Below are 23,412 nucleotides of genomic sequence, written 5' to 3'. Positions count from 1 at the left end.
TTCTCGTGCATGCAATAGGGTTGCAGGGAGGCGAAATGAAACCGGCCGCGGACGCCGCCCTGTCCGGATCGACCCGCGCGCGCATCCTGCAGGCGGCGATGCGGCGCTTTGCGAGGCAGTCCTACGAGGCGACCGGCCTGCGCGACATCGCCGCCGACGTCGGCGTCAACGTCGCCTACGTGCACCGCTGTTTCGGTTCCAAGGAAAGGCTGTTCCGCGCGGCGCTGGAAGCCACGCTGTGGCCGGACGGGCTGTTCGACGGTCCCGGCGATGGGCTCGCCGCCTCCCTGGCGCGGGAGGTGCTGCGCCAGCGCGACGGCGGCGAGATCCGCGCCTTCGACATCGTCATCCACTCGTTTTCCAGCCCGGAGGCGGCGCGGGTGATGGCCGATTTGCTGGCCGAGGAATTCGTGGCGCCGCTGACGGAGCGGCGGGGCGGCCTGTCGGCGCGGCGGGCGACGCTGGTGGCGGCGCTGCTGGCCGGGGTCGGCATCCTGCGCGACGTGGTCGGCGCCGCGCCGCTGCGCGAGGCCGGCGCCGGCGAGCTCGAACCGGCGCTCGCCGGCATCATCGAGGCCATCATGGCCGGCGGAGATGAGGCGGCGGACTGAGGCGGGCCGTTACTTCGGTTGATGTTCGCGCTCGCCGCGCCGGTCGGCGTAGACGACGCAGCCGTCGATCATGCTGACGCAGAGGCCGTTGATCTCGCTCGCCGTGTTGTTGTCGCCGGCGAACTCCACCTCGGTGACCTTGGCGTCCTTCAGGCGAAATTGCGCGTTGCAGTAGCCGCCCGAGCTGACGTTGGCCGAGCCGCTGACCACGGGAATGCTGCCGAACAGGCTGATGGGCGCCGCCAGGTTGATGTTGCCGCGCGGGAAATCCCGCTTGTAGGTCCATATCTCGTCGCCGTCCGAACCGTGGGCGGTGGCGGTGGGAAAGCCGGCGCACATGCGGATGTCCGAATCCGTCAGGCCGACGAGCTTGCTGCGGGCGGCGGCGACCAGCGAATTCTCCCGGGCCAGTCGCGAGGTGTCGGAGGGAAGCGAGCATGACGCCAGCAAGCCGGCGCTGGCAAAAAGGATCATGGCTTTCGTTCGCCTCATTGCGAAATCTCCGTCTTGATCGATCGGCGGGGATCCGAGCCGGATTCTCCTGGGGCAAGTCCGCGCATCACGAACCGTGCCAGGCATGAGAGCGGCCGCGGGAGGTTCCGGCTTATGGCCGTTCTCCGGTGTGGGCGTCGCCCAAGCCTCCGACTTTTCCGCCACCTCGGCAAGGGCGGGGAGCCTTTCCGGGTGAAAGAGGTTCGCCGGAAAAGTCCTATCCATTTGTTTCAATGCAATTTTCGACGCGCAATATGCTTCCGGAACGGTCTCGACAAGCGAAAGGCCGCCCGGTTGAGGGGCGGCCTTTCCTAAACGGTCAGCCTATGGCGATCGGCTCGTCAGTTGCCGATCAGGTCGGCGTTGTCGGCGTAGGGAAGGCTGCGCTGGCTGGCGATCGGAGCACCGGCGCCCGGAACGATCAGCTTGGTCACGAAGGACGACTGGCCATCGCCGGCACCCGGATCGTATTCGACCACGGTCTGCGCCGAGGCGCCATGGGTACCGATCACCGCATCGCCGGCGACGTTGGCGTAGCGCTGGGCATCGGCGGCCGCGGCGGCGGCATTGGCGGGATTGACCTGGGTCGGCAGTTCGACGAAGGGCGACGAGCCGCTGTCGACCGACGGGTCGTAGAAGGTTTCGGCGCTGGCGATGGCCGGCATGAGGGCAACGGCAAAGACGGCGGCGGCGAGGAACTTGGCGTTCATGATCAAATCTCCGGTCTTTTAATGGCGTTGAACTGTTGTTGAACTGTCGTACGGGGGGCAGCGGGACGTTTTGTTCGCTGCCGATGACCGTCATTTGGGTGCCGCTCGATCACGTTCAAACCGGCCGGTCTTGACGTATGCGCGCCGATCAGTTGAACGGGGGTCGCGAAAATGTGTGCGGGAAGTTGAACGCCCGGGCTGGAACTCAGGAAAATCCCGGTGTGCCGCGGAAAACCGACTTTCGTCTAATCCCTGGCGAGGGATGGCAATGTGAACACGGCGCCGCTGCCGTTCACGAAACGCCTTTGCGTTCAGGCGAAAATTTCATGGCAAAGCGCGCGAAGACGCCCCGGCCGCCCTTGAACCTACGGCAAAGGCCGCCCGGCGGGGCGGCCTTTCGGTGGGAAAGCATGGTTTTCCGGCCGGCGCGTCACCAGAACATGGCGTTGGTGGAGCCGCGGCGGTTGCCGATCAGATCGGGGTTGTCGGCGTAGGCGACGGGCGGCCGGCGGGGATCCCGGGCTTCCGGAACGATCAGCCGGGTCAGGACGGCCGTCAGGAAGTTGCCGCCCGACTCATGGTCGGCGACCGCCTCGGGAGCGGCGGTGCCGGCATGGCGCCGGGTCTCGGCGGAGGCGGCGCCGGCCATGGCGGGAACCAGCGCGGCGGCAAGGGCGACGGCGGCGAACAGCCTGCTATGCATATTCAGAACTCCGATCCTCAATCCCCCGCTTGAGCGCAGTCTACCCCGTCCTGGCGAGGATGGGGAGGTTTTGTTCGCATGGCCCGTTCCCCGAAGACCGGTTGCCGCCTTTCGGTCCGATGCCCTAGAATTTATAGCTGACGCCCACCGTCACCCGGTGCTGGTCGGCCTCGAACTCGCCGAGCGCATCGCCGAAGTCGACGTTTCCGAAATCGGAATAGCGATAGTCGGTGCGGAACAGGATGTTGTCGGTGAAGGCGTATTCGACGCCGGCGCCGGCCGTCCAGCCGATGAGAACGTCGTCCTTCTTGCGAAAGCCGGCCACGTCGACGCTGCCGCCGGCCGCGGCGAGGCCGGCCGTGCCGTAAACCAGAATGCGGTCCCAGGCATATCCGACGCGGGCGCGGGCCGAGCCGTCCCAATCCAGCCCGACGACGCTGTCGCCGTCGTTCCAGTTGTAGTTGACGTCGTTCTCGACGCCCAGCACCAGGCCGGCATAGGTGAAGTTGTATCCGCCGTATATGCCGAAGGTTCCGCCGCTCAGGTCGCGATCGGACTCTCCGCGGAAGCCGACCTGGCTCTGGGCGTAGCCGCCCTGCGCGCCGACGTAGAAGCCCGACCAGTCGAAAGCCGGCCGTACTTCCTCTCCGGGCACGTAGACCGGCTCCGGAGCAGGCATGTCGGCGGCCATGGCGGGGGCCGCCATCACGAGGTTCAAAGCCGCAAAAGCCATCACTTTGTTACGCATTGTCATGCCTGTTCTCCAGTTGGCACGCGGACGCTTCCTGCGAAGCGCCAAATTGAATCCGCTCGATGATTTACTCGGGTCGATGTTGCGTACTGTTCTTTGATGTGAAGTTTTGTTGCCGTGGCTTCGCGGATGAGCCGGCATTCATCTGTCCGGATTCCAGTCGTGGCCTCACCCGGAACAGGTGGTTTCGATTTAATTCTTTCGCGAAGCCGCTTTCCGCGCCGGCTCAATACCGGGCGTAGGGACAGCCCGGTCGGTTCCGCAAGACGATCTGCCCACCGTAGCCGCCGACGACAACGCGGTCGGGCGTCACGTCACGGACGGCCGGCGACCGCAATCCGGCCCGCCGTCCCTGCGCCAGGGCATCGGCCGGTTCGCAGGCGCCGCTTCGCCGGTAGCCGTCGGGGTAATAGGGGGCGCGCCGCAACAGGGGATCGCCGTGTTGCCAGCGATCTCCGTAGTAGTCCCGCTCGCTGGTACAGGCCGCGAGCGTGACCAACGCCATGGTCAGGAGCAGAAAGGGCATGCGCATGGGGAGATGTCCCGGATATGGGCGGCGGCTCGTTCAGCGAGGGCGGCCCGTCAATAGCGATCATGGACGACGCCGACGATCTCGCCCCGGCGAGACACGCTCACCAGGAGATCGTCGCCGTCTCGCCAGGCCCTGACCAGATACCGCTCGCCGACGTCGTCCACCCGGTTCACGCGATAGCCGCGCCGCTCCAGGAGACGGATGACGTCCTCCGGCCCGTAGTCATCGCGGTAGACCCTCCGTCCGCCGCGCTCGTCATGGCGGCGGTTCCAGGTTTGCAGGAAATAGGCTTCCGCCTCGCCCGGATTGGGATGGTAGGCCGGGGATCGATCGTCATAGATCACCACCTGGGCCTGGGACGGACCGGCGAGTCCCGCCGCTATCGCGACCGCCATGCCGGCGGCAATGAGATGGCTTTTCATTTCCCTGCCTCGTCATTTGTCGACACCAAAGCCGTGGCTTCGGCAGATCCCGTCCGAAGCCCGCGACAACCATGGCCCTCCGGGCCGTTTTGGTGCGTGTGGTGTTGTTGAGAACCGTTTAGATTTGTTGCCGCCGTTAACACGCCGCCATCGGCACCGGTCACAGCTCGCCGATCCGCTTGTCGTATGCGTCCGCCACGCAGGCGCGGGGATCGTCCGCCTGCGCGCAGGCTTTCAGCATGCGGGCGCGCCAGGCGCGCTGGGCCGCGGAGAGGCCGGCGACCTTGTCGGCGTCGGCGCGGGCCAGCGCCCGGGCGAGGCGTCTGGCAAGGCGCGCATCGAGCGCCGCGAGGGCGTCGTCGCCGCAAATCAGCTTTTCCACTTGCGAGCGGGCGCCGTCGCAGTCGAAGCTCGGCACCGCGGCGTCGGCGGTCCGCGGCGCCATCGCCAGGCAGGCGATGGCCAGGGCTCCCAGTCGTGCAACTCTCGTCATCGTCGGCGTCCGACCCTATTGAAGCGGCGCCTATCGCAACCGCCCGGCCAGCTCCTCGGCGCCCTTGTCGATGCCGACCTTGGCGGCGGCGAGCGCCCCCATGCTGGCGGAGATGTTGTAGGCGTTGGGGTATTGCTTCTCGACGTAGGCGGCGAGCAGCTTGTTGGTCGAGGCGTCATGGATCTCGACGGCGAAGACCACGGCGCCGGTCATGGCGCCTTCGCCGCCGCGCACCGCCTGGACGCCGTTGTAGACGCCGCCGGCCAGGTCGAAGCGGGACAGCGTGCCGAGCACCGGCGTGTTGGTCTTGGCGCCGGTCAGCGTCAGGCGGATGCGCAGCGTGCCGGGCGTCGGCTCGCCGACGAAGGCGAAGCGCCGGCTCAGCTCGGCGGTGAACCTGTCGCGCATGTAGCCGGCGAGGGTCTGCTTGTCGGCTTCGGACATGTCGCCGAACTGCTGATCGGCGCCGCGGTAGATGGCCACCGGCTCGAGGATGGCGCTGTCGTAGGCGCGCCAGTCGACGGGCGTCACGTAGCGATAGGGCATGCGGCCGCCGGCGTCGCCGGGGTTGGGCGCCAGGTAGGACGACGATTCCAGGCCCGAATAGGCAACGGGCGTGATGCTGGCGCAGGCGGCCAGCATCACGGAAAGTGCGGCAAAGGCCAGCTTCGGCAAGGTGTTCGCAGTGTGCACCAATTGTCTCCATGGAGATGTTCGAAGGAGCGGATGAACTTTTCGGGGCGCCTCGGCCGGGGGCGTCGTCGGAATCGCCGGCCGTTTGTTGCTTTCCGGATCGGAATCCTAGCCGCGGCGATTGTTCGGTCGTGTTTTGTCTTGTTAAGAAATCTTGCGTGCCCGGCTAGAGCGCTTCCTCGTTTCATGGAAACGCGAAAGCACTCTATCTTCTTGAATTGACGCATTTTCTTCACGCGAACCGGTGCCCACTTCGCTCGAAAATGCTCTATCCGGCCTTGTTGCTTCGCAGAAGGCCGATCACGAAGACGAAGAACACCGGCACGAAGAAGATGGCGAGCACGGTGGCGGTGATCATGCCGCCCATGACGCCGGTGCCGATCGCCTGCTGGCTCTTGGAGCCGGCGCCGCCCGCCATGACCAGCGGCACGACGCCGAGCGTGAAGGCCAGCGAGGTCATCAGGATCGGCCGGAAGCGCAGGCGCCCCGCCTCGACCGCCGCGTCGCGCAGCGACTTGCCGGCCGCCCTGAGATCCTTGGCGAACTCGATGATCAGGATGGCGTTCTTGGCCGACAGGCCGATGATGGTGATCAGGCCGACCTTGAAATAGACGTCGTTGGGCATGTCGCGCAGCATGACGGCGCCGAGCGAGCCGACGACGCCGAGCGGGATCACCAGCATCACCGACAGCGGAATGGCCCAGCTCTCGTAGAGCGCCGCCAGGCACAGGAACACCAGGACGCAGGAGAGGCCGAGCAGCATGGGCACCTGGGCGCCGGACTGGATCTCCTGCAGCGACTGGCCGCTCCACTCGTAGCCGAAGCCGGCCGGCAGGAGCCCGGCGATCCGCTCGACTTCCGCGAGCGCGTCGCCCGACGAATGGCCCTCGGCCGCCTGTCCACCGAGGCGCACCGCCGGAAAGCCGTTGTAGCCGACCATCTGGATCGGTCCCCTGGTCCATTCGTAGGAGGCGAACTCGGAGATCGGCACCACGCCGCCCTCGGCGTTGCGCACGCTCAGCGCCAGGATGTCCATGACGGTGCCGCGCTTGCCGGCTTCGGCCTGCACGGTGACGCGCTGCATGCGGCCGGCGTTCGGGAAGTCGTTGACGTAGGCCGAGCCGATGGCGGTGCTGATCGTCCGGTTGATGTCGGCGAAGGCGACGCCGAAGGCATTGGCCTTTTCCCGGTCGATCGCCAGCACCATCTGCGGCGCGTCGGTGAGGCCCTCGACACGCACGTCGGCGAGAACCGGGCTCCGGCGCGCTTCGGCGAGGAACTGGTCCTGCGCGGCGACGAGGGCCTCGTAGCCCCGATTGGCCCGGTCCTGCAGGCGGAAGGCGAAGCCGTTGGTGCTGCCGAGGCCGGAGATGGCCGGCGGCGCGGTGGCGAAGGCGACGGCGTCCCTGATCGACCGGAAGGCGCCGTTGAGCTTCTGGGCGATGAGCGGCGCGGCCTCTTCGGCGGTGCGCTCGCCCCAGTCCTTCAGCGTCAGGAACACCAGCGCCGCGTTCTCGCCGGCGCCGGCGAAGCTGAAGCCGTTGATGGTGACCACCTTGTCCACGGCGGGGTCGGCCAGCGCGATGTCTTCCATGGCGGCGACCGATTCCAGCGTGCGGGCGGCCGTCGCGTCGGCCGGCCCCTGCACCTGGGCGAGCAGCGCCCCCTGGTCCTCGACCGGCAGGAAGTCGGTCGGCAGGCGCACGAACATGTAGGCCGCCGCCCCGGTCACCACGAGATAGACGACCATCATGCGGCCGCTGCGCCGGAGCAGCCGGCCGACCCAGGCGCCGTAGCCCCGCGCGGTCCGGTCGAACGCCCGGTTGAACCAGCCGAAGAACCCCTTGCGGGCGTGCGACCCGCCCCCGGCGACCGGCTTGAGGAAGCTGGCGCAGAGGGCCGGCGTCAGCGACAGGGCGAGGAAGGCGGACAGCAGGATGGAGGCCACCATGGTCAGCGAGAACTGGCGGTAGATGACGCCGACCGCGCCGGGGAAGAAGGCCATGGGCACGAAGACGGAGGTCAGCACCAGCGTGATGCCGATCACCGCGCCGGTGATCTGGCCCATCGCCTTGCGCGTCGCCTCCCTGGGCGGCAGCCCCTCCTCCATCATGATGCGCTCGACGTTCTCGACCACGACGATGGCGTCGTCGACCAGGATGCCGATCGCCAGCACCATGCCGAACATGGTGAGAACGTTGATCGAGAAGCCAAGCACCAGCATGACGGCGCAGGTGCCGAGGAGGGCGATCGGCACGACGATGGTGGGAATGACCGTGTAGCGGATGTTCTGCAGGAACAGGAACATCACCAGGAACACCAGGACCGCCGCCTCGATCAGCGTGTGCAGGACCTTCTCGATGGAGATCGAGACGAAGGGCGTGGTGTTGTAGGGGATCGAATAGGCGATATCCGCCGGGAAGGAGGCCGAGAGCTCGTCCATCCGCGCCCGGATGGCCTCTTCCACGGCCAGCGCGTTGCCGCCCGGCGCCAGCTCGATCGCCGCGCCGGCGGCCGCCTTGCCGTCGATGCGCACCGACGTGGTATAGCTCTCGGCGCCGATTTCGATGCGGGCGACGTCGGCGAGGCGGACGGTGGAGCCGTCGGGTTCGGCGCGCAGCACGATGGCGCCGAATTCCTCCGGCGTGGTGAGCTGCCCCTTGACCAGCAGGGAGCCGGTGGTGCGGCGTTCCGGCCCGACCGGCGCCGCGCCGACGCGGCCGGCCGCCACCTGGGCGTTCTGGGCGGTTATGGCGTCGGTGACGTCGGCCGGCGACAGGTTGAAGCCGAACAGCTTGTCCGGGTCGATCCAGACGCGCATGGCCCGCTCGCTGCCGAACAACTGGGCGTTGCCGACGCCGGGGACGCGGCGCAGCTCGCCGGCGACGTTGCGGCTCATGTAGTCGCCGAGCGCGATGCCATCGGTGGCGCCGCTTTTGGAAGTCAGGGCGACGACGAGCAGCGTGCCGCCGCCGGCCGTGGTGACGCTGATGCCCTGCTGGACGATCGACGACGGCAGCCGCGCCTCGACGCGCCGGACGCGGTTCTGCACCTCGACGGCCGCCGTGTCGGGATCGGTGCCCGGCTCGAAGGTGACGGTGATGTTGATCGAGCCGGAGGCGTCGGAGGTCGATTCGAAATAGAGGAGGCCGGGGACGCCGTTGAGCTGTTCCTCGATCAGCCGGGTGACGCCCTCGTAGGTGTCCTCGGGCGAGGCGCCCGGATAGACGGCGGCTATCTTGATCTGCGGCGGGGCGACGTTCGGATATTGGGAGATCGGCAGGATGGCGAGCGAGATGGCGCCGGCCAGCATGATGACGATGGCGAGGACCCAGGCGAACACCGGGCGGTCGATGAAGAAGGACGCCATCTGCCGTCAGCCCCGTCCGCCGCCGGTCCGGCCGGGAAGGGCGCCTGTCCATGGCTCGGGCTCGACCTCGGCGCCCGGCGCGATGCGCTGGAAGCCCTCGACGATCACCTTGTCGCCCGGCGCGATGCCGTCCATCACCACCCAGCGGCCGTCGACGATCCAGCCGAGCGCGACCGGCCTCAACTCGGCCTTGCCGTCGGGGGCGACGACATAGAGCTGGGCCTTGCCGGCCGTGTCGCGCTGCACCGCCTGTTCGGGCACGGCGAGCGCGCCGTCGAGCGCCGCCTGCTCGACCCGCCCCCGCACGTACATCCCCGGCAGCAGGTTGCGCTCGGGGTTGGGGAATTCGCCGCGCAGGATGACCTGGCCGGTGGCGGCGCTGACCGACGCCTCGGAGAACAGCAGCCGGCCGTCGTGCGGATAGAGCTCGCCGCCGGTCGACACGAGCTTCAGGATGGCGCTGCCCGAGGCGTCGGCCTGCAACCTGCCGTCGGCCACGGCCGTCTTGAGGGCGATGAGGTTGCCGGCCGGCTGCATGAAGTCGGCATAGACGGGGTCGATCTGGCGGATGACGGCCATCACGTCGGAGGTGGGGCTGACCAGCGCTCCCTCGGTGACCAGCGCCCGGCCGATGCTGCCGGTGATCGGCGCCCTGACCTCGGTATACTGCAAGTCCAGCTCGGCCGCCCGGAGGTCGGCGCGGGCCTTCTCGACGTCGGAATTGCTCTGGGCGAGCGCGGCGACGGCGCTGTCGGCATCCTGGGCGCTGGTCGCCTGCGTCGTCAGGAGCTGCCGCTGGCGGTCGGCCTTCTTGCTGGCCAGCACCTGGGCGGCCAGCGCCGAATCCAGCGTCGCCCTGGCCGATGCGACTTTGGTGCGGAACGGCTCGGAATCGATGACGTAGAGAAGGTCGCCCTCGCGGACCGTCGCGCCCTGCTCGAACACGCGCCTGAGGACGATGCCGGTGATGCGCGGCCGCACCTCGGCCGTCACCATGGGCGAGACGCGTCCCGGCAGTTCCGCGACCACCGGCAGCTTCTCCGGCTTCACCTCGACGACGGCGACCCCGGTCTTGGGAACGGCGGCCTTCCGCGCCGGCTCTTCGTCCGAGCAGCCGGCCAGGGTGAAACAGGCGCAGGCCAACAACCAGGTCCCCGTTCCCTTCGACAAGATCCGCATCAACCCATCCTTGGCAAGTCCGCGCCGCCGCCCCTGCGGGCGGGCATCTCCCGGCCGTCAATCTTCCATCCGGACCGTGGCTCTCCGGTCCCGGGGGAGGATACGGAAGCCGAATGTTGCGTTTTGTGTTTTGATGTTGAGAAACATGCGCCGGCCGGCCGCGAGGGCAGCAGGGCTGCCGTCGCGACGGACGTGCTGAAGCCCGGAAATGGGCGCTGCCGATTTTTGAAAGAAAGGTCTATCGCGAAGGTCTGTCGCAAGACCTCGGCTTTCGCGGTTGAGTTTTGCGATGATCCGCAGGCCGCCTCAGCCGGCCACGGCCTTTCGCGGGCGGCCGCCCTTCGATCCGTTCGCCCGTGCCGCCGCCGCCTTGGCGGGGGATTTGCTCTGGCCCGCTCTCCGCGCCAGCTCCTTCGCCATCCAGTCGCGCGTTCCGAATATGCCGGCGACCAGGGCGGGAACGTAAAGGTCGGCATCCAGCGCCGGCCAGTGCAGATCGAAGCCCAAGCCCTGGACCTCGACATCGGCAAGGTCGTCGTGGCTGGCCCCTTGCAGGTCCTGCACGAGCTTCGCAGGAAAGGCGTAGGTGCAGCCGTTCACCAGATCGATGACGACACGCCCGGTCTTGCGGTCATAGCGCACGGACGTTGCACGAGGTTCGGTTTCGAGCATCTCGCGGCCGCGAGCCTCGGCCGCCTCGAACTCCGCGTCAGTCAAGCTGGCCATGAATATGCTGCCATTCCCGTAGAAAGCGATCGCGGTGTTCGAACCGGAAACGGTGAGCAGGGTGGACGACAACCATGCTTCAAAATAACCCATCCGTTGGGTTTTCCAAGGCCAACGGTAGGCGTGACACCCAGCCTAGCCGGAATACGGAATGCCTGCCGTCATAAACGTCGCGTGCAGAACCCCGCCTTTTGCGGCGAATTTGCCGGAAGACACGACAGCGAAGAAGAAAACGACTGTCGCGTCATTCCTAAAACCCGAGGCGTCTTGGCGGCGCGGGGCGAAAAACTTATGTGTATTGCAGTGAAATACACATGCTGGAGGTGGTGACGTGGCCGCAAGTCGTATGGTGCAAGCCCGTGTGCCGGGTGAGATTCAGGACGTTGCCAACCAGGTCATTCAGGCGTCGGGCCTGACGGTGAGCGACGTGGTGCGGGTGCTCATGACGCGGATCGCGCAGGACAAGGCGATTCCGTCCGCTCTGTTCCAGCCGAACGCCGAGACGCTGGAAGCGTTCGCGGAGATAGAGCGGGGCGGCATGAAGCGCTTCGCCACGGTGGATGAGTTGTTTGACGATCTCCATGCGGACGATTGAACGCACGACCGCTTTCGAGCGGGATTTCAAGCGCGAGGCGAAGGGGCATCACCGGGGCATTCTGGATACAGAATTGCGCCGGGTGATCGTGGCGCTTGCGAGCGGTGAACCGCTGGAGCCGCGCCACCGGGATCATGCCTTGTCGAACGACTGGAAGGATTACCGGGGCTGCCATGTAAAGCCCGATCTGGCGTTGATCTGCCGGCTTGTCGGGGATGACCGGCTTATCCTCGCGCGCCTCGGATCGCATTCAGAAATCGATCTGTAAGCGGCCAGTCGCATGTTTCGGGATTTCCGCGACATTATTGGGTGACAGCCCCCCTTGACTTAGAGTGCGCTCTAACCCGTAACTTCTCATGCGTCGTGACGAAGAAGGGCGTTCATGAAGATTGGCGAACTGGCGAAGCGTTCGGGACTGTCGGCCCACACCATCCGTTACTATGAGCGGATTGGGCTGCTTCCCCTGGCGGACAGGAACCAATCCGGCCAACGTGACTACGACGCATCGATGCTGATCTGGATGGAATTTCTCGATCGCCTCAAAACGACCGGGATGCCTATTCGGGAGATGCTGCGCTATGCAGCCTTGCGGGAGCGCGGCGTCGGCACGGAAGCCGAGCGTCGCGCGTTGCTCGAGCAGCATCGCGAGCGTGTCCGCGCCCACGTAGCCGAACTGCAAGCCTGCCTTCTCGTCCTCGACACCAAGATTGCCGGATATGCCGGCAACCAAAAGAGGATGAAAGACCATGACGCATCAATCCCCGAACGTCGGTGAAAGCCGGCTGGAACGCGGCAAGCGGGCGCTCGCTGAAATCGACGGCGCGGCCGGCCAGAATGTCGTGGCCGCGCTGGCCGACATTGCCCCCGACTTCGCAAACTACCTGTTCGAGTTTCCGTTTGGCGACATTTACAGCCGCCCCGGCCTCGATCTGCGCGGCCGCGAAATCGCGACCATCGCGGCGCTGACGGCGATGGGAACCGCGATCCCGCAATTGAAGGTCCATATAGAGGCCGGTCTGAACGTCGGGCTGACCAAGGCCGAAATCACCGAAACCATCATGCAGATGGCCGTCTATGCGGGCTTCCCTGCGGCGCTCAACGGGCTGTTCGCGGCCAAGGAAATCTTCGCCGCCCGGTTCCCCGTCCAGCGGGAGCAAGCGGCATGATGAACACTCTCCGCTCTTTGGCCGCCGCTCTCGCCTTTGCCGTGGTTCCCGCTTCTCCGATCGTGGGGCCGGCTGCCGCATATGCGCACCCGGCCGCGCCGGAAAAGCTATGGGACGGTTTCAGCGCGCCGGTCGGCATGGCGTTCGACGCCGCGGGCAATCTGTTCGTGGCGGAATGGGGCGCGGGTCGCGTCTCGCGCATCGACCGTGCCGGGAATCGGATCACTTTCGCGGATGGTCTTTCCGGCCCTTCCGGGCTGACGATCGGCCCCGACGGCACGATCTACGTTGCGTCCTATTCCCGCGATGAGGTCTATCGTTTCACGCCGGCCGGCGAGCGTAGCGTGCATGTGACCGGCCTCGCGACACCGGCAGGGTTGAGCTTCGACAGGGCGGGTCGGCTGCTGATCGCCAACCGCCGCACCAACCAGATTCTCACCGTGACCGGGAACGGCGGTCTGGAACCGGTCATTGACGGCCTGCGAACGCCGGTCGGAGCGGTCCAGACGCCGGACAATGGCTATGTCGTCTCCAACATCGGCGGCGGCGTCACGATCCTGCGCCCGGACGGCTCGCGCATCGAGGCCGGCGAGGCGTTCGGCACGCCCGGCCCCGGCGTGGCGATGACGAAGGACGGTCGCGTTTTCGTGGTCGATTATGGTGGAACGACCGTGCGGGAAATCCTTGCCGATGGGCAGTCCCGCGCCGTCGCGGATGGGCTTCGCAGCCCGGTCGGCCTGGTGGTCGCGCCTGACGGGGCTTCGCTGCTTACCGCGGCATGGGGCGATGGGACGATCTACAGGATTCCGATTCCGAACTAGGAAGGCAGTCGTCGCGCAATTCCTAAGTTTCGCGACAGTCAGTTTGAGCCCTTAAAGCATCGGACCGAAAAGTGGAATCCGGTTTTCGGAAAATCCGATGCAATGACAAAGGACTAGATCGTCACTTTGCGTCCGTTAGGACGCACGGCGATCTAGCCGCCGGTCGCGAAGGCGTGGTATCCTTGTTTCCGTAGCCCCTTCACGGCATCATCATTCATCGGGACAATGATCTTTGTCGCCGTTTCTATGCGGGCGATGATCGCCTCGCGCGGCCCCGTCTTCCATGCTTCGCTCGCATAGAATCTGGACTGCTCTTCTTCCAGTGCGGCCATATCTGCAAAGCCCCGGATCAGACCATAGGCATCGGGGTCATGCATGGACTGACCGTTCCAGATCACGTCGATCCCATTGCGCCGGTGCAGCGGGACACTGACATTCTGCATGATTTCGAAGAAATCTCCCCCGGTGCCGGGTTTCAGCTTGTAGAGCAGTATCTCAATGAGTTGGGGCAAGATGTTCTCCTTTTTCCCCAATCGGATACCAGCAATCGTCTCCGCTGCGCAATGGCAGCTTCGTCCGCATAGCTGCCGCTGTGTCGCAAAAGTCTGTCGCACAAGCTCGACTTTCGCATCTGACTTTTGCGACAGATTTTTCTCTGCAAGATCAGCGCCGGCGATTTTGTCGCGAAACTCAGGAGTTGTGCGACAAGATCGACGTGGGCTTGTCCTTCAGGCCGGAACGGGCTGCTTGCCGCCCTGCTGCCGCCGCGCCGGCTCGCTCTGGTGAAGATAAACGGTGAACGTATCCCACGGCGGGGTGATGGAAAGCTGCCAGAGAATGCGGCCGACCTCGCCCCGGTGATAGCCTCCATGCAGGGCCACATGGGTCAACATCTCCTCGCGGGTCATATAGCCCTTGTCGCCATCGGTGAAGGTGAAGGCGACCGGCTCGGACAGGGCAGCGGGAGAGACCGTGCGAAGGTAGTCGAGATACCATTGGTCAGAGGACGTCACGGCAGTTTTAAGTTCGTCCAGCGCCGGCGTTTCTTCGAGATTGTCGGACGTGAATCCGTGCGGGACACCTTGCAGATGGCCAGCGAATATCCGCGAGACCACATAATAATGACTGATCAACCCTAGGGCTGTTTGCAGCTCTATGCCATGTTTTTCAGGGTCAACGCTTTCCAGCTTGTTGAACAAATCGACATTGGCCCAAGCGTGATAGCCGTAGAGCATTTGGAGCAAGGTACTCATTGCCACCGATCCTTTCGAGGGTTAGAAATGTGAGCAAGTATTTCACATTTTCTACGGGGCGGGCATCTTGTCTACTCGCATTACAAAACAGCCGTCCGTGATGCGCAAAGAGCCGCGACAGGCTCGATCCCGCGCAACGGTCGAAACGATTGTTCAGGCCGGTGCTCGCATTCTCAGCGATGAAGGATGGGCGGGATTTACGACGAACAGGATCGCGGAGCTGGCCGGCGTCAGCATCGGCTCACTCTACCAGTATTTCCCCGACAAGCTCTCTCTGGTCGATGCGATTCGCCATCGTCACCTAGACGACAGCATTACGGTGATGCGGGAAGTTCGTGCGGATGGGCTGTCACCGGGGAAATTCGCCGCTGAACTGGTGCGAGCCGTGGTCGCAGCTCATAGCATTTATCCAGGCCTGCATCGCGTTCTGCTGGACGAAGCTCCCAGCTCGGAAGCTTATCGAAATCCCAGCAGCGAATTCGAGATTGAATATCTTTCCTACTATTCGAACGCCGTCGCCACATACAGAAAGCGCCAGCCCAACGAGGCCGACCATGTTGCCGGCCGCGTGCTTTCAGACGCGATAGACGGGGTGATTCACAATGCGGCGCGACGGGGTGCTATTGATGATCCAGCGGTCCAGAAAGAGCTGGTGCGCTTGGTTACATTATACCTCGGAGAGCCGAACTAGCGTCGCGCAAATCCCCGAACCTGCGACCGCATTCCAGTAATGTCATGACACATGCGGCACCGGCCGGACATATCGTTCTCTCGCGTAGGGGCAGGGTAGGGATGGCCCCTTGCCTGTATTTGTGCTAATGTGGGGATGTGGGACCCAACGAGGTAATCGCATGAGCCGCTTAACCATTGATATGACCGACCAGCAGCACCAAAGCCTCAAGGCGCTTGCTGCCGTGCAAGGCAAGACGATCAAGCAATACGTGCTCGAACGGCTGTTCCCCGGCGACACCGATGCCGATCAGGCCTGGCAGGAACTGAAAACCCTGCTTGACGACCGGATCGGAGCCGGGTTGTCGGGCAAGGTCTCGGACAAGAGCATCGACCAGATTCTTGATGAGGAATTGGCCGAGGGTGGCCGCGCTTGAACTACGTCCTAACCGACGACGCGGAAGCCGACTTGCGCGGCATCGTCCGCTACACACGCAAGGAATGGGGCGCGGCGCAGGTGCGCACCTACGTTGCGAAGCTGAAAGCGGGCATTGCCTGCGTAGCGGCCGGGCAGGGCGTATTCAAAGAGTTGGACGCACTCTATCCGGCGCTGCGAACATCACTACATATTTTGCCTGCCGCGTGAGAACGCGCCCGCGCTGATCGTCGCGATCTTCCATGAGCGCATGAACCTAATGGTGCGATTGGCCGACAGGCTCAACGACTGAGCTGCGATTTTGTCGCGTAACTCAGGATTTGTGCGACGACACGTCCACGGCGGAAACCACCTGCCTGCGATCCGTAAGCCTCAAGATGGTGTAGCCCGCCACGCCTGCGATGAGCGAACCGGCCAGAATGCCGAACTTGACGCGATCCTGCATGGCAGGATCGTCAAACGCCAGCAGGCCGATGAACAAGCTCATCGTGAACCCGATCCCGCACAGAAGCGCAACGCCGAGCGTCTGCCCCCAGCTCGCGGCGGCGGGAAGATCGGCGAGCCGCACTTTCACCAGAACGGCGACCGTGCCGAACACGCCTACCAGTTTCCCGACGACAAGACCGGCCGCCACACCAAGCGTGAGCGGCTCGACCAAAACGGCGGGAGTCACGCCCGTAAAAGAAACGCCGGCATTGGCGAAGCCGAAAATCGGAACGATGAGAAAGGCGACGGGCTTTTGCAAGGCGTGTTCGAGTTGATGCAACAGCGACATCGAGGGCGAGGCTTCCGGGGTGCCCGACGTGCGGCGGATAGGAATGATCAATGCCAATATGACGCCGGCCAGCGTGGCATGAACGCCCGAGCGCAGCACCAGAGCCCAGAGCACGACCCCAAGGACGAGATAGGGCCAAAGGCGCGCCACCCCGGACCGGTTCAGGACGACCAGAGCACCGATGATCAGGGCCGCGCCGCCGAGAGCAAGAAGGTTCAGGTCGGCGGTGTAAAACAGCGCTATGACGATGACGGCCCCAAGATCGTCAATGATGGCCAGCGCCGCGAGGAAGATTTTCAGCGATGCCGGCACTCTCGGCCCGAGCAGGGACAGCACGCCGAGCGCGAAGGCGATGTCGGTCGCGGACGGGATCGCCCAACCACGCAGAGCGGCAGGATTGCCGAGATTGAATGCGACATAGATCAACGCCGGAACGGCCATGCCGCCGGCGGCGGCCGCGCCGGGAAGCAGCCGGCGGTTCCAACTGGACAATTGTCCGTCCAGCATCTCCCGCTTGATCTCAAGTCCGACCAGCAGGAAGAACACGGCCATCAGCGCATCGTTTATCCAGTGCTGGACGCTCAGCGGGCCGACATAGGCATGCAACGCCGAAAAGTAGCTGCCGGCGACGGGCGAATTCGCGGTGAGGAGGGCGAGCACCGCGACGGCCATGAGAACGATGCCGCCAGAGGCTTCATTGTCGAGGAATTGCCGGAGCGTGGAATTGATACGGCCCCGATTGGGGCGGACAGGCTGCGTTGAGGCCATAGGGCTGCGTCCTCTGGAACGGGTTGTCTTTTTCTCCGTATCAGGGTGAGCCCCTGGCGCACGCAGCACACGCCATAATTGCTTATTCTACCATGGAATTGGGGCAGGGCTACCGAAACCGGCGCATCGCCTTGAAAATATGAATGTCACGAAAATCCCAAGTTTTGAATCGGGTATGCGCCTGAGTTTCGCTCTTTCGCAGAATATGGATTTCCGCGATGATTGCCTTGAAGGAGCGGTCAGGGCCGCTTGGCGCTGGCCGACGCTAGGGGCAACTGCCGATGGCTGCCCCCTCACCACATCGGTTCGCGGCGGCGACGTTCGGATCGGTCGCCACCTCCGCCTGGAGTTGCCTCACCTGGCGATCCTGCTGCCGGCGGAGCGCTTCCAGTTCGCCGATCGACGGGCCGGCGCTCGTGGCGGTGGTGCCTGTCCGCTTTTCGGCCTCCAGGGAGCTTGCCAGTTCCTGCCGTTCGGCCATCGAGCGGATCGGCGGCCTGTGGTCGCCTTGCGGAGGGGCGGCCATGGTGAGGAAGTCGGATGGCCCGCCGGCGCAGGCTCCGAGACAGAGGAGCACGGGCAGAACCAGCGCGATCAGCAACATGATCTTTCCGAATTTGCGTTTGGGGCCCGGACCCTTCGATTTCGGAACCATCGCATCCATCCGTGACTGTTTCCGCAAGAGGTTCGGCGGCGCCGGGCGCGGCGGCACGCGGTCCGCCCGGCCGGCATGACTAGGGGCGGCGGATGTTTTTCAGTATTTTGAAATGTTTAGATTTATTGCGCGGCGGGCGGCGCGGCCCGTCACCGGTGTCCGGCGGGGCTACGCAACAAAAAATAACAGAACGCGGCGTCGTTTGGTAATAGGTTCCGGGTCGGGCATAGTATCCCCATCCAACAAACCAGAGGCCAGACATGGCGGCCATGCCTGCCAATACGTTGACCGATCTTTCCGCCGCCCCGCACATCGTCATCGTCGAGGACGATGCCGACATCGCGCAGATGCTGGTGGAGCTGATGACGGAGAGCGGCTTCCAGGCGTCCGTCGCCATTTCCGGCGGCGAGATGAACCGGCTGCTCGACCGGCGCGGCGCCGATCTCATCGTGCTCGACGCCATGCTGCCGGGCGAGGACGGCTTCAGCATCTGCCGGCGCCTGCGCGCCGGCGGCAAGACGCCGATCCTGATGCTGACCGCGCTCGGCGAGGACATCGACCGCATCCTCGGCTTGGAGCTCGGGGCGGACGACTACGTCACCAAGCCGTTCAACTCGCGCGAGCTCCTGGCGCGGATCAAGGGCCTGCTGCGGCGGGCCTCCTACGGCAGCGAGGCCGACGAGGCGGCGACGGCGCTGACCTTCGCCGGCTGGCGGCTCGATCCGGTCACGCGCCAGCTCTACGACCCGGACGGCGTGGAGATTTCCATGACGACCGCCGAGTTCGACCTGCTGCTGGCCTTCTGCCAGCACCCCGGGCAGGTGATGACGCGCCAGCAGCTCCTGGGGCTGACGCATGCCGGCGCCGCCGGGCCGATCCTGCGCAGCATCGACGTGCACGTCAGCCGGCTGCGCCAGAAGATCGAGCCTGACGCCAAGGGGCCGGCGCTGATCAAGACGGTGCGCCTCGGCGGCTACCTGTTCACGCCGGCCGTCGAAAGGGCATGATGTTCACGCGCCTCGGCCTCGCCTCGATGCGGACGCAGATCTTCCTGCTGGCCGTGGTGCCGATCTTCCTGCTCGCGGCGTTTGCGTCGGTGCACGGCGCCCTCAGGGAAACCCAATCGAGACAGAAGGCCTGGATCGAGTCCCAGGCCGGCAAGATGCTGCTGGTCGCCAGGCAGAGCGTCGCCGCCGGCTCTCCCGCCGTCGACAAGGCGGTGAGCGAGGCGGCGGAGCGCCTCGGCCTCAGCGTGACGCTGACCGACGACCGGCTTCCCGGCGAGATCGACCTCAGGCCGCCGCGCGCCGTCGACGCCGATCTGTTCGATCTGGTCGTCCGGCGGCTGGCGGCGGTTTCGGGGCACCGGCGGGACGGCGCCGCCGGGGCGGCCGAGCAGCCGCTGGCGATCCGCATCGACGATGCCCGCGCCATCGTCTTCTATCCGGAGATGCCGGCGGGCGTCTCGGACTTTACCGGCATCATCTACGTGCTCGGGCTGACGCTGCCGGTGGTCCTGCCGGTGCTGCTCCTTTCCTATTATCTCAGCCATCGCCTGACGCGGCCGCTGATCGAATTCGCCGAGGACGCCCAGCGGATCAGCGGCCACGAGGATGCGCGGGAGCTGTTCAAGGCGGACGGCGCGTCGGAGGTGCGCAGCCTGCGCGATTCCCTCAACACCATGCAGATGCGCATCCGCAGCATGGCCGAGAAGCGGACGACGATGCTGCGCTCGCTCGGCCACGATCTCCGGACGCCGCTGACCCGGCTGCGCATGCGCGTCGAGCGGTCGCACGAGCCGGAGCTCAGGCAGATGCTGCTGCGCGACATTTCGATGCTGGCGACGATGATCGACGAGACGATGGCCTACCTGAAGACCACCTCGCCCGGCGACGCGGCGCCGCAGAAAAAGGTCGACCTCAGCAGCCTGCTGCAGACCATCGCCTCCGACTATGCCGATGTCGGCGTGCCCGTGGCCTTTTCCGGGCCGTCGCGCCTCGTGGCGATGTGCCGGCCGCGCGACCTGACGCGGGCGGTCTCCAACCTGATCGACAACGCCTCGCGGGTCGCCGGGGAGATCGAGCTGACGCTCGGCGAGGCGGAGGGGGCGATCGTCATCGACGTGCGCGACGACGGCCCCGGCCTGTCCGACGACCTCAAGACGCAGGTGTTCGAGCCGTTCTTCAAGGCGGATACCGCCCGGGCGGCCAGCAGCGGCGGCCTCGGGCTCGGCCTTTCGATCGCCCGCGGCATCGCCTCCACCCACGGCGGCCGCCTCGAGCTGATCGACGGGTCGCCGCGCGGCCTCGTGGCGCGGATCACCCTGCCGAAACAGCGCGGGAGCTGAGGGCGGCCAGCCTGCCCTGCCGGCGCAAATGGATGATCTGGGCCGTCAGGCCGACGACGAGAAGGACGAGGAGACCGGCTTGGGCGCCGAGGAGAAGCGGCGACTTCAGGTCGGTGACCAAGGGATGGCCGTCGGGAACGCGGCGCAGGATTTCGGTGACGGTCGGCAACATCAGCAGAAACGCCGTCAGGCTCAGGAAGATCGTTTCGAGGTAGCGGCCGGCGCGGCCAAGGCCGGAAAGGCGGCCGATGGCGTATCCGGCGATGAGCAGCGCGATCGTCGCCGCGCCGATGACGTAGCTCACCGGCTCGCGGGCGACGAGGAACACCGTCGCCGCGCCGATCAGCATGAAGACGAGATAGGCAACGCCGGCCGCCGATCGCGGCACGATCCGCCCGTGGCGGGCAAACATGTAGACGGCCAGCGGAATGGCCGGCAGGCTGCCGAGCGTATGCACCCAGCCGATCGGTGAAATTCCAAACATTTCGGTCTCCTTGCTGCTCATGGCGCCCGTCTCTGCGGTGGACGGGCGCCATGTCGAAAATTCCGCCGGCCCGAGAAAAGGCCTGCCGGGCCGGCCATGGCCCGGCTCACATCGGCGGGACGACGCCGTTGGTGCCGACGACGACGCGCTCCGCGGTGATGGCGCCGTCAAGCGCCTTCTCGGCGATGATGAACACCACGGCGCCCGGCTTCAGGTCGGCCTCGGTGGCCGGCGCGAAGGTGACGACGGGCGTGCCCTCGGGAATGGCGATCTTCTTTTCCTGGCCGTGGTAGGCGACGGTGACGGAGCGGCCGTTCACGTTGGTGACCGCGTCGGCGACCGTGGCGTTGGTCATGGTGCTGTTGGGCTGGAGATCCCAGCCATGGCTGCCCTCGCCGGTGCCCTTCAGGGCCGGCGGAAAGATCACCACCTCCAGCGCGTCATCGCCGCCGTTGGCGGCGGGCAGCGAGGCGATGCCGACAAAATCGCCGGGCTTGATGTCGGCGACGTCGGCGCGGGCGACGCTGGAGATCTTCCAACCGGGGGCGAGGGCGATATCGACGGTGGCGCCCTCGCGCGTCTTCACCGTCAGCGCCTGACCGTCGAAATCGACGACGGTGCCGCGCACGCGGAGCGGGTCCGTCTTGCCGCCCTCGGCGAAGGCGGGCGAGGCGAGGCCCAGCGCGAGCGGCAGGCCGACGACGGCGGCGGCGAGAAAGGACGGCATAAATTTCCGAAGCATGTCATCTCCTCTCTTACCTACTAGTAGGTAGTCTCTGGTGTGACGGAAACAGCCTGAGCGTCATGCTCCACAAAAGCCAATCAAAATGCAGTTTTCAGGGGACAGGCGGCGTCCGCGAAGGACGCCCGTACCGGTCGGTTCATGGCCGGCCGGCGACCAGCCTTTCGATCAGAGGTTCGGTGACGACCCTGAACACCTGGTCGTCGCCGTAAGCCCGCGCCGACAGCATGGCGCCGTGCACCGCCGCCATGAAGCCCTCCGCCTCGGACCGGGCGGTGCCGGAAAAGGCGAGGCGGCCCCGTTGCGCGCCCTTTTCCAGGACGGCGGTCAGCCAGGCCGACAGCGCGCGGAAGTGCGCCCGCACCTCCAGCACGATCTCCGGCGGCAGCACGGGAATTTGCGTCGCCAGCAGGGCGCATACGCAGAAGGAACTGGTCGGATCGCCGATGCACGCCGCCCAGTAGCCGGTGTAGGCGCGAAGCTGATCCACCGGGTCCGGATGATGGCGCTCCAGCTCGGCGATGCCCGCCTCGGCCTCCTGCCGATATTGCACCAGCAGGGTGCGGACCAGATCGACCTTGCTGGGGAAATGATGGTGAATGCTGGCCTTGCGGATGCCGACGACCTCGGAGATGTCGGCATAGCTGAAGCCGTTGTAGCCCCCGGCGATGATCAGGGAGCGTGCGCAGCGGATGATTTCGTCGGCGGTGCCGGCAATGTTGCCCATGTCCGTCAGCCTACCTTCTAGTAGGATGGCCGTCAAGGGCGAGTTTGAGGCGGCGGCAGGCGGCCCGAACGGCCCTGCCAAGGCGGGGCGGCGGGATGAGGCTTTGCGGCTGGTGGCGTGAAGTAACCCGCAAATCCGATGCTACCGGCGCTCCGGCTCGGTTGGCGACCTATGCGCGCCGCTCGTTCTTTCCTGCCCGAGGTCCTGCGCCTGCGCGCAGGAGGACAATCTATATATATGTTTTTTATATATAATTCTGTCATCCTGCGCGAAGGCGCAGGACCTCGGGCCGAAAGAGGCGGACGGCCAATATGGGGCGTCCTCCCGCTCCTTGTGGAGAGGACCAGGGAGAGAGGCTCACCACACCAGGTCCACCGCCGCGTCGAGCGCCCGTCTCGTGCCGTGAACGACGGCGTGCGAGGCGCCCTCCACCCGATGGAGAAGATGCTTGCCGCCGTCGAGGGCGAGATCGACCACGTCCTTGCGCGGCGGCGGTGGCGGCGCCACGTCGAAGGATTCGAGCGCGGGCGGCGGCGGCACCGGCGCCGGCTGCTCCATGCCCACCACCTGCGGATCGCGGGTTTCGCAGGCGGGCAGGCAGGTCTCGAAGGCGGCCTTGGCCGACGGCGCCTGCGGCTTGGCGACGGCTTTCCCGGGCTTTTCCGGCGGCAGCGCCGTCGCCGGCGGCGGCGTCTCGACGGCGGCCGGCAGCTCGAGCGAGGCGGTGGTCAGCGAGGTGCCGCCGACGCTCGCCGTGCCGGTCGCCTCGACCGGAGGGGTGATGGCGGCGGCCTCGGGGGGCGTGGCGATCGGCGGCGGCACGGCGAGGCTGGCGTCGACGATGATGGCGCCGCCGGCGCAGGCGGCGCCGAGACCGATCACCAGAGCCCATTTCCAGAAGATCGCCCTGGACGTGGAAAGCGGCAACTGACCTGTGTGGAACATCTTGCATCCCTCGGCGCCCGACCCGAAATTCTACCGGGCGGGCATCTGGCTTCGACTTCCGCGCTTCCGGTGCTCACGGGCCTCAAGCCCGCTCCGCTCCGGTTCTCGTGCTTCTCGCCATCTGCCCGACACCCGCGAGTTTCGGCGGCAGGCTGTCAAAAAACGTCCGATGCCCCCTGTCTCACACGGGTTCATGGCGTTTTCTTTCGGGCGGATTGGCGAAAGTGCGGCAATATTTGAAGTTACGTTTCCGCCGCAGGGGGGAGGGGGACCGGGGAGAGGAGTGGCCGGATATCGACCGCGCTTCGGGATGGTGTCGTGGCGCTCGATCGGTTTCATTTGGGTCG

30 protein-coding genes are annotated in these 23,412 nt (G+C 65.8%); 11 read left to right on the top strand and 19 right to left on the bottom strand.

Annotated elements, in window-relative coordinates:
• The first annotated feature begins 35 nt into the window (after positions 1 to 35).
• Positions 36 to 611 carry a TetR/AcrR family transcriptional regulator gene (locus CJ014_RS21270; protein WP_100082501.1) on the top strand — a complete coding sequence of 192 codons (576 nt, stop codon included), beginning with the start codon at positions 36 to 38 and terminating at the stop codon, positions 609 to 611.
• A 9-nt stretch (positions 612 to 620) separates the two neighbouring features.
• Here CJ014_RS21270 and CJ014_RS21265 read toward each other — a convergent pair whose 3' ends face one another.
• From CJ014_RS21265 to CJ014_RS21220, 11 genes are all read right to left on the bottom strand, one after another.
• Positions 621 to 1,085, bottom strand: coding sequence for a hypothetical protein (locus CJ014_RS21265; protein WP_245427518.1), 465 nt, complete (start codon positions 1,083 to 1,085; stop codon positions 621 to 623).
• A 359-nt stretch (positions 1,086 to 1,444) separates the two neighbouring features.
• Positions 1,445 to 1,813 carry a hypothetical protein gene (locus tag CJ014_RS21260; protein ID WP_100082499.1) on the bottom strand — a complete coding sequence of 123 codons (369 nt, stop codon included), beginning with the start codon at positions 1,811 to 1,813 and terminating at the stop codon, positions 1,445 to 1,447.
• Positions 1,814 to 2,243: 430 nt separating this feature from the next.
• Positions 2,244 to 2,516 carry a hypothetical protein gene (locus tag CJ014_RS27605; RefSeq protein WP_165790926.1) on the bottom strand — a complete coding sequence of 91 codons (273 nt, stop codon included), beginning with the start codon at positions 2,514 to 2,516 and terminating at the stop codon, positions 2,244 to 2,246.
• 124 nt (positions 2,517 to 2,640) lie between these two features.
• A complete protein-coding gene (locus CJ014_RS21255; RefSeq protein ID WP_100082520.1) occupies positions 2,641 to 3,264 on the bottom strand; it encodes an outer membrane protein in 624 nt (207 codons plus the stop codon).
• Between the two features lie 229 nt (positions 3,265 to 3,493).
• Positions 3,494 to 3,799, bottom strand: a complete 306-nt coding sequence (locus CJ014_RS21250) for a hypothetical protein (RefSeq protein WP_100082498.1) — start codon at positions 3,797 to 3,799, stop codon at positions 3,494 to 3,496.
• A 50-nt stretch (positions 3,800 to 3,849) separates the two neighbouring features.
• Positions 3,850 to 4,221 (bottom strand): hypothetical protein, encoded by a 372-nt coding sequence (locus CJ014_RS21245; protein ID WP_100082497.1) that lies wholly within the window; start codon positions 4,219 to 4,221, stop codon positions 3,850 to 3,852.
• A 160-nt stretch (positions 4,222 to 4,381) separates the two neighbouring features.
• Positions 4,382 to 4,714 carry a lysozyme inhibitor LprI family protein gene (locus CJ014_RS21240; protein ID WP_100082496.1) on the bottom strand — a complete coding sequence of 111 codons (333 nt, stop codon included), beginning with the start codon at positions 4,712 to 4,714 and terminating at the stop codon, positions 4,382 to 4,384.
• A gap of 30 nt (positions 4,715 to 4,744) precedes the next feature.
• Positions 4,745 to 5,407 carry a DUF3313 domain-containing protein gene (locus CJ014_RS21235; RefSeq protein ID WP_425351944.1) on the bottom strand — a complete coding sequence of 221 codons (663 nt, stop codon included), beginning with the start codon at positions 5,405 to 5,407 and terminating at the stop codon, positions 4,745 to 4,747.
• A 268-nt stretch (positions 5,408 to 5,675) separates the two neighbouring features.
• On the bottom strand, positions 5,676 to 8,777 hold the full coding sequence (locus CJ014_RS21230) for an efflux RND transporter permease subunit (protein WP_100082495.1): 3,102 nt from the start codon (positions 8,775 to 8,777) through the stop codon (positions 5,676 to 5,678).
• 6 nt (positions 8,778 to 8,783) lie between these two features.
• A complete protein-coding gene (locus tag CJ014_RS21225; protein ID WP_100082494.1) occupies positions 8,784 to 9,956 on the bottom strand; it encodes an efflux RND transporter periplasmic adaptor subunit in 1,173 nt (390 codons plus the stop codon).
• A gap of 306 nt (positions 9,957 to 10,262) precedes the next feature.
• On the bottom strand, positions 10,263 to 10,775 hold the full coding sequence (locus CJ014_RS21220; protein WP_245427515.1) for a DUF2442 domain-containing protein: 513 nt from the start codon (positions 10,773 to 10,775) through the stop codon (positions 10,263 to 10,265).
• A 238-nt stretch (positions 10,776 to 11,013) separates the two neighbouring features.
• On the opposite strand from CJ014_RS21220, the gene CJ014_RS21215 reads away from it, so the two are divergent.
• From CJ014_RS21215 to CJ014_RS21195, 5 genes are all read left to right on the top strand, one after another.
• Positions 11,014 to 11,277, top strand: a complete 264-nt coding sequence (locus CJ014_RS21215) for a type II toxin-antitoxin system RelB/DinJ family antitoxin (protein ID WP_100082493.1) — start codon at positions 11,014 to 11,016, stop codon at positions 11,275 to 11,277.
• A complete protein-coding gene (locus CJ014_RS21210) occupies positions 11,252 to 11,545 on the top strand; it encodes a type II toxin-antitoxin system YafQ family toxin (protein ID WP_425351943.1) in 294 nt (97 codons plus the stop codon). The genes CJ014_RS21215 and CJ014_RS21210 overlap by 26 nt, the downstream gene beginning before the upstream one ends.
• A 114-nt stretch (positions 11,546 to 11,659) precedes the next feature.
• The gene (locus tag CJ014_RS21205; protein WP_100082491.1) at positions 11,660 to 12,052 is read left to right on the top strand and encodes a MerR family transcriptional regulator; all 393 of its coding nucleotides are present in this window, start codon (positions 11,660 to 11,662) and stop codon (positions 12,050 to 12,052) included.
• Positions 12,024 to 12,443 carry a carboxymuconolactone decarboxylase family protein gene (locus CJ014_RS21200; RefSeq protein WP_100082490.1) on the top strand — a complete coding sequence of 140 codons (420 nt, stop codon included), beginning with the start codon at positions 12,024 to 12,026 and terminating at the stop codon, positions 12,441 to 12,443. Before CJ014_RS21205 ends, CJ014_RS21200 begins: the two co-directional genes overlap by 29 nt.
• Positions 12,440 to 13,264, top strand: coding sequence for an NHL repeat-containing protein (locus CJ014_RS21195; protein ID WP_100082489.1), 825 nt, complete (start codon positions 12,440 to 12,442; stop codon positions 13,262 to 13,264). The genes CJ014_RS21200 and CJ014_RS21195 overlap by 4 nt, the downstream gene beginning before the upstream one ends.
• A gap of 152 nt (positions 13,265 to 13,416) precedes the next feature.
• Here the strand turns inward: CJ014_RS21195 and CJ014_RS21190 are convergent, their stop codons facing one another.
• A complete protein-coding gene (locus tag CJ014_RS21190; protein ID WP_100082517.1) occupies positions 13,417 to 13,776 on the bottom strand; it encodes an NIPSNAP family protein in 360 nt (119 codons plus the stop codon).
• Between the two features lie 216 nt (positions 13,777 to 13,992).
• On the bottom strand, positions 13,993 to 14,517 hold the full coding sequence (locus CJ014_RS21185) for a DinB family protein (protein ID WP_100082488.1): 525 nt from the start codon (positions 14,515 to 14,517) through the stop codon (positions 13,993 to 13,995).
• A 100-nt stretch (positions 14,518 to 14,617) separates the two neighbouring features.
• Here CJ014_RS21185 and CJ014_RS21180 point away from each other — a divergent pair, with 100 nt between their 5' ends.
• The 3 genes from CJ014_RS21180 to CJ014_RS28400 all read left to right on the top strand — a co-directional run bounded on the left by CJ014_RS21180 (position 14,618) and on the right by CJ014_RS28400 (position 15,832).
• Positions 14,618 to 15,208: a TetR/AcrR family transcriptional regulator gene (locus CJ014_RS21180; protein WP_100082487.1), complete on the top strand. Its 591-nt coding sequence runs from the start codon at positions 14,618 to 14,620 to the stop codon at positions 15,206 to 15,208.
• A gap of 160 nt (positions 15,209 to 15,368) precedes the next feature.
• Entirely contained in the window at positions 15,369 to 15,623 is a 255-nt protein-coding gene (locus CJ014_RS21175) for an antitoxin (protein WP_100082486.1), read from the top strand.
• 32 nt (positions 15,624 to 15,655) lie between these two features.
• Positions 15,656 to 15,832 (top strand): hypothetical protein, encoded by a 177-nt coding sequence (locus CJ014_RS28400; RefSeq protein WP_425351942.1) that lies wholly within the window; start codon positions 15,656 to 15,658, stop codon positions 15,830 to 15,832.
• 103 nt (positions 15,833 to 15,935) lie between these two features.
• On the opposite strand, the gene nhaA is transcribed toward CJ014_RS28400, so the two are convergent.
• A complete protein-coding gene (gene nhaA / locus CJ014_RS21165) occupies positions 15,936 to 17,165 on the bottom strand; it encodes a Na+/H+ antiporter NhaA (RefSeq protein ID WP_100082485.1) in 1,230 nt (409 codons plus the stop codon).
• Positions 17,166 to 17,430: 265 nt separating this feature from the next.
• Positions 17,431 to 17,829, bottom strand: a complete 399-nt coding sequence (locus tag CJ014_RS21160; protein ID WP_100082484.1) for a hypothetical protein — start codon at positions 17,827 to 17,829, stop codon at positions 17,431 to 17,433.
• Between the two features lie 260 nt (positions 17,830 to 18,089).
• On the opposite strand from CJ014_RS21160, the gene CJ014_RS21155 reads away from it, so the two are divergent.
• Together CJ014_RS21155 and CJ014_RS21150 are read left to right on the top strand one after the other, a co-directional pair.
• Complete coding sequence (locus tag CJ014_RS21155) at positions 18,090 to 18,827, top strand: response regulator (protein ID WP_425351947.1); 738 nt, start codon at positions 18,090 to 18,092, stop codon at positions 18,825 to 18,827.
• Positions 18,824 to 20,167: a sensor histidine kinase gene (locus tag CJ014_RS21150; RefSeq protein WP_100082482.1), complete on the top strand. Its 1,344-nt coding sequence runs from the start codon at positions 18,824 to 18,826 to the stop codon at positions 20,165 to 20,167. The genes CJ014_RS21155 and CJ014_RS21150 overlap by 4 nt, the downstream gene beginning before the upstream one ends.
• Here the strand turns inward: CJ014_RS21150 and CJ014_RS21145 are convergent.
• The 4 genes from CJ014_RS21145 to CJ014_RS21130 form a co-directional block, all read right to left on the bottom strand.
• Positions 20,139 to 20,651 (bottom strand): hypothetical protein, encoded by a 513-nt coding sequence (locus CJ014_RS21145; protein ID WP_100082516.1) that lies wholly within the window; start codon positions 20,649 to 20,651, stop codon positions 20,139 to 20,141. The genes CJ014_RS21150 and CJ014_RS21145 overlap by 29 nt on opposite strands.
• 106 nt (positions 20,652 to 20,757) lie before the next feature.
• The gene (locus tag CJ014_RS21140; RefSeq protein ID WP_425351941.1) at positions 20,758 to 21,393 is read right to left on the bottom strand and encodes a hypothetical protein; all 636 of its coding nucleotides are present in this window, start codon (positions 21,391 to 21,393) and stop codon (positions 20,758 to 20,760) included.
• 139 nt (positions 21,394 to 21,532) lie between these two features.
• Positions 21,533 to 22,120, bottom strand: coding sequence for a TetR/AcrR family transcriptional regulator (locus CJ014_RS21135; RefSeq protein ID WP_100082480.1), 588 nt, complete (start codon positions 22,118 to 22,120; stop codon positions 21,533 to 21,535).
• 357 nt (positions 22,121 to 22,477) lie between these two features.
• The gene (locus CJ014_RS21130; protein WP_133121898.1) at positions 22,478 to 23,065 is read right to left on the bottom strand and encodes a hypothetical protein; all 588 of its coding nucleotides are present in this window, start codon (positions 23,063 to 23,065) and stop codon (positions 22,478 to 22,480) included.
• Between the last annotated feature and the right edge of the window lie 347 nt (positions 23,066 to 23,412).

The sequence above is a fragment of the Pleomorphomonas carboxyditropha genome, from assembly GCF_002770725.1.
GTDB lineage: Bacteria > Pseudomonadota > Alphaproteobacteria > Rhizobiales > Pleomorphomonadaceae > Pleomorphomonas > Pleomorphomonas carboxyditropha.
This window is presented reverse-complemented; position numbering and strand designations above follow the sequence as displayed.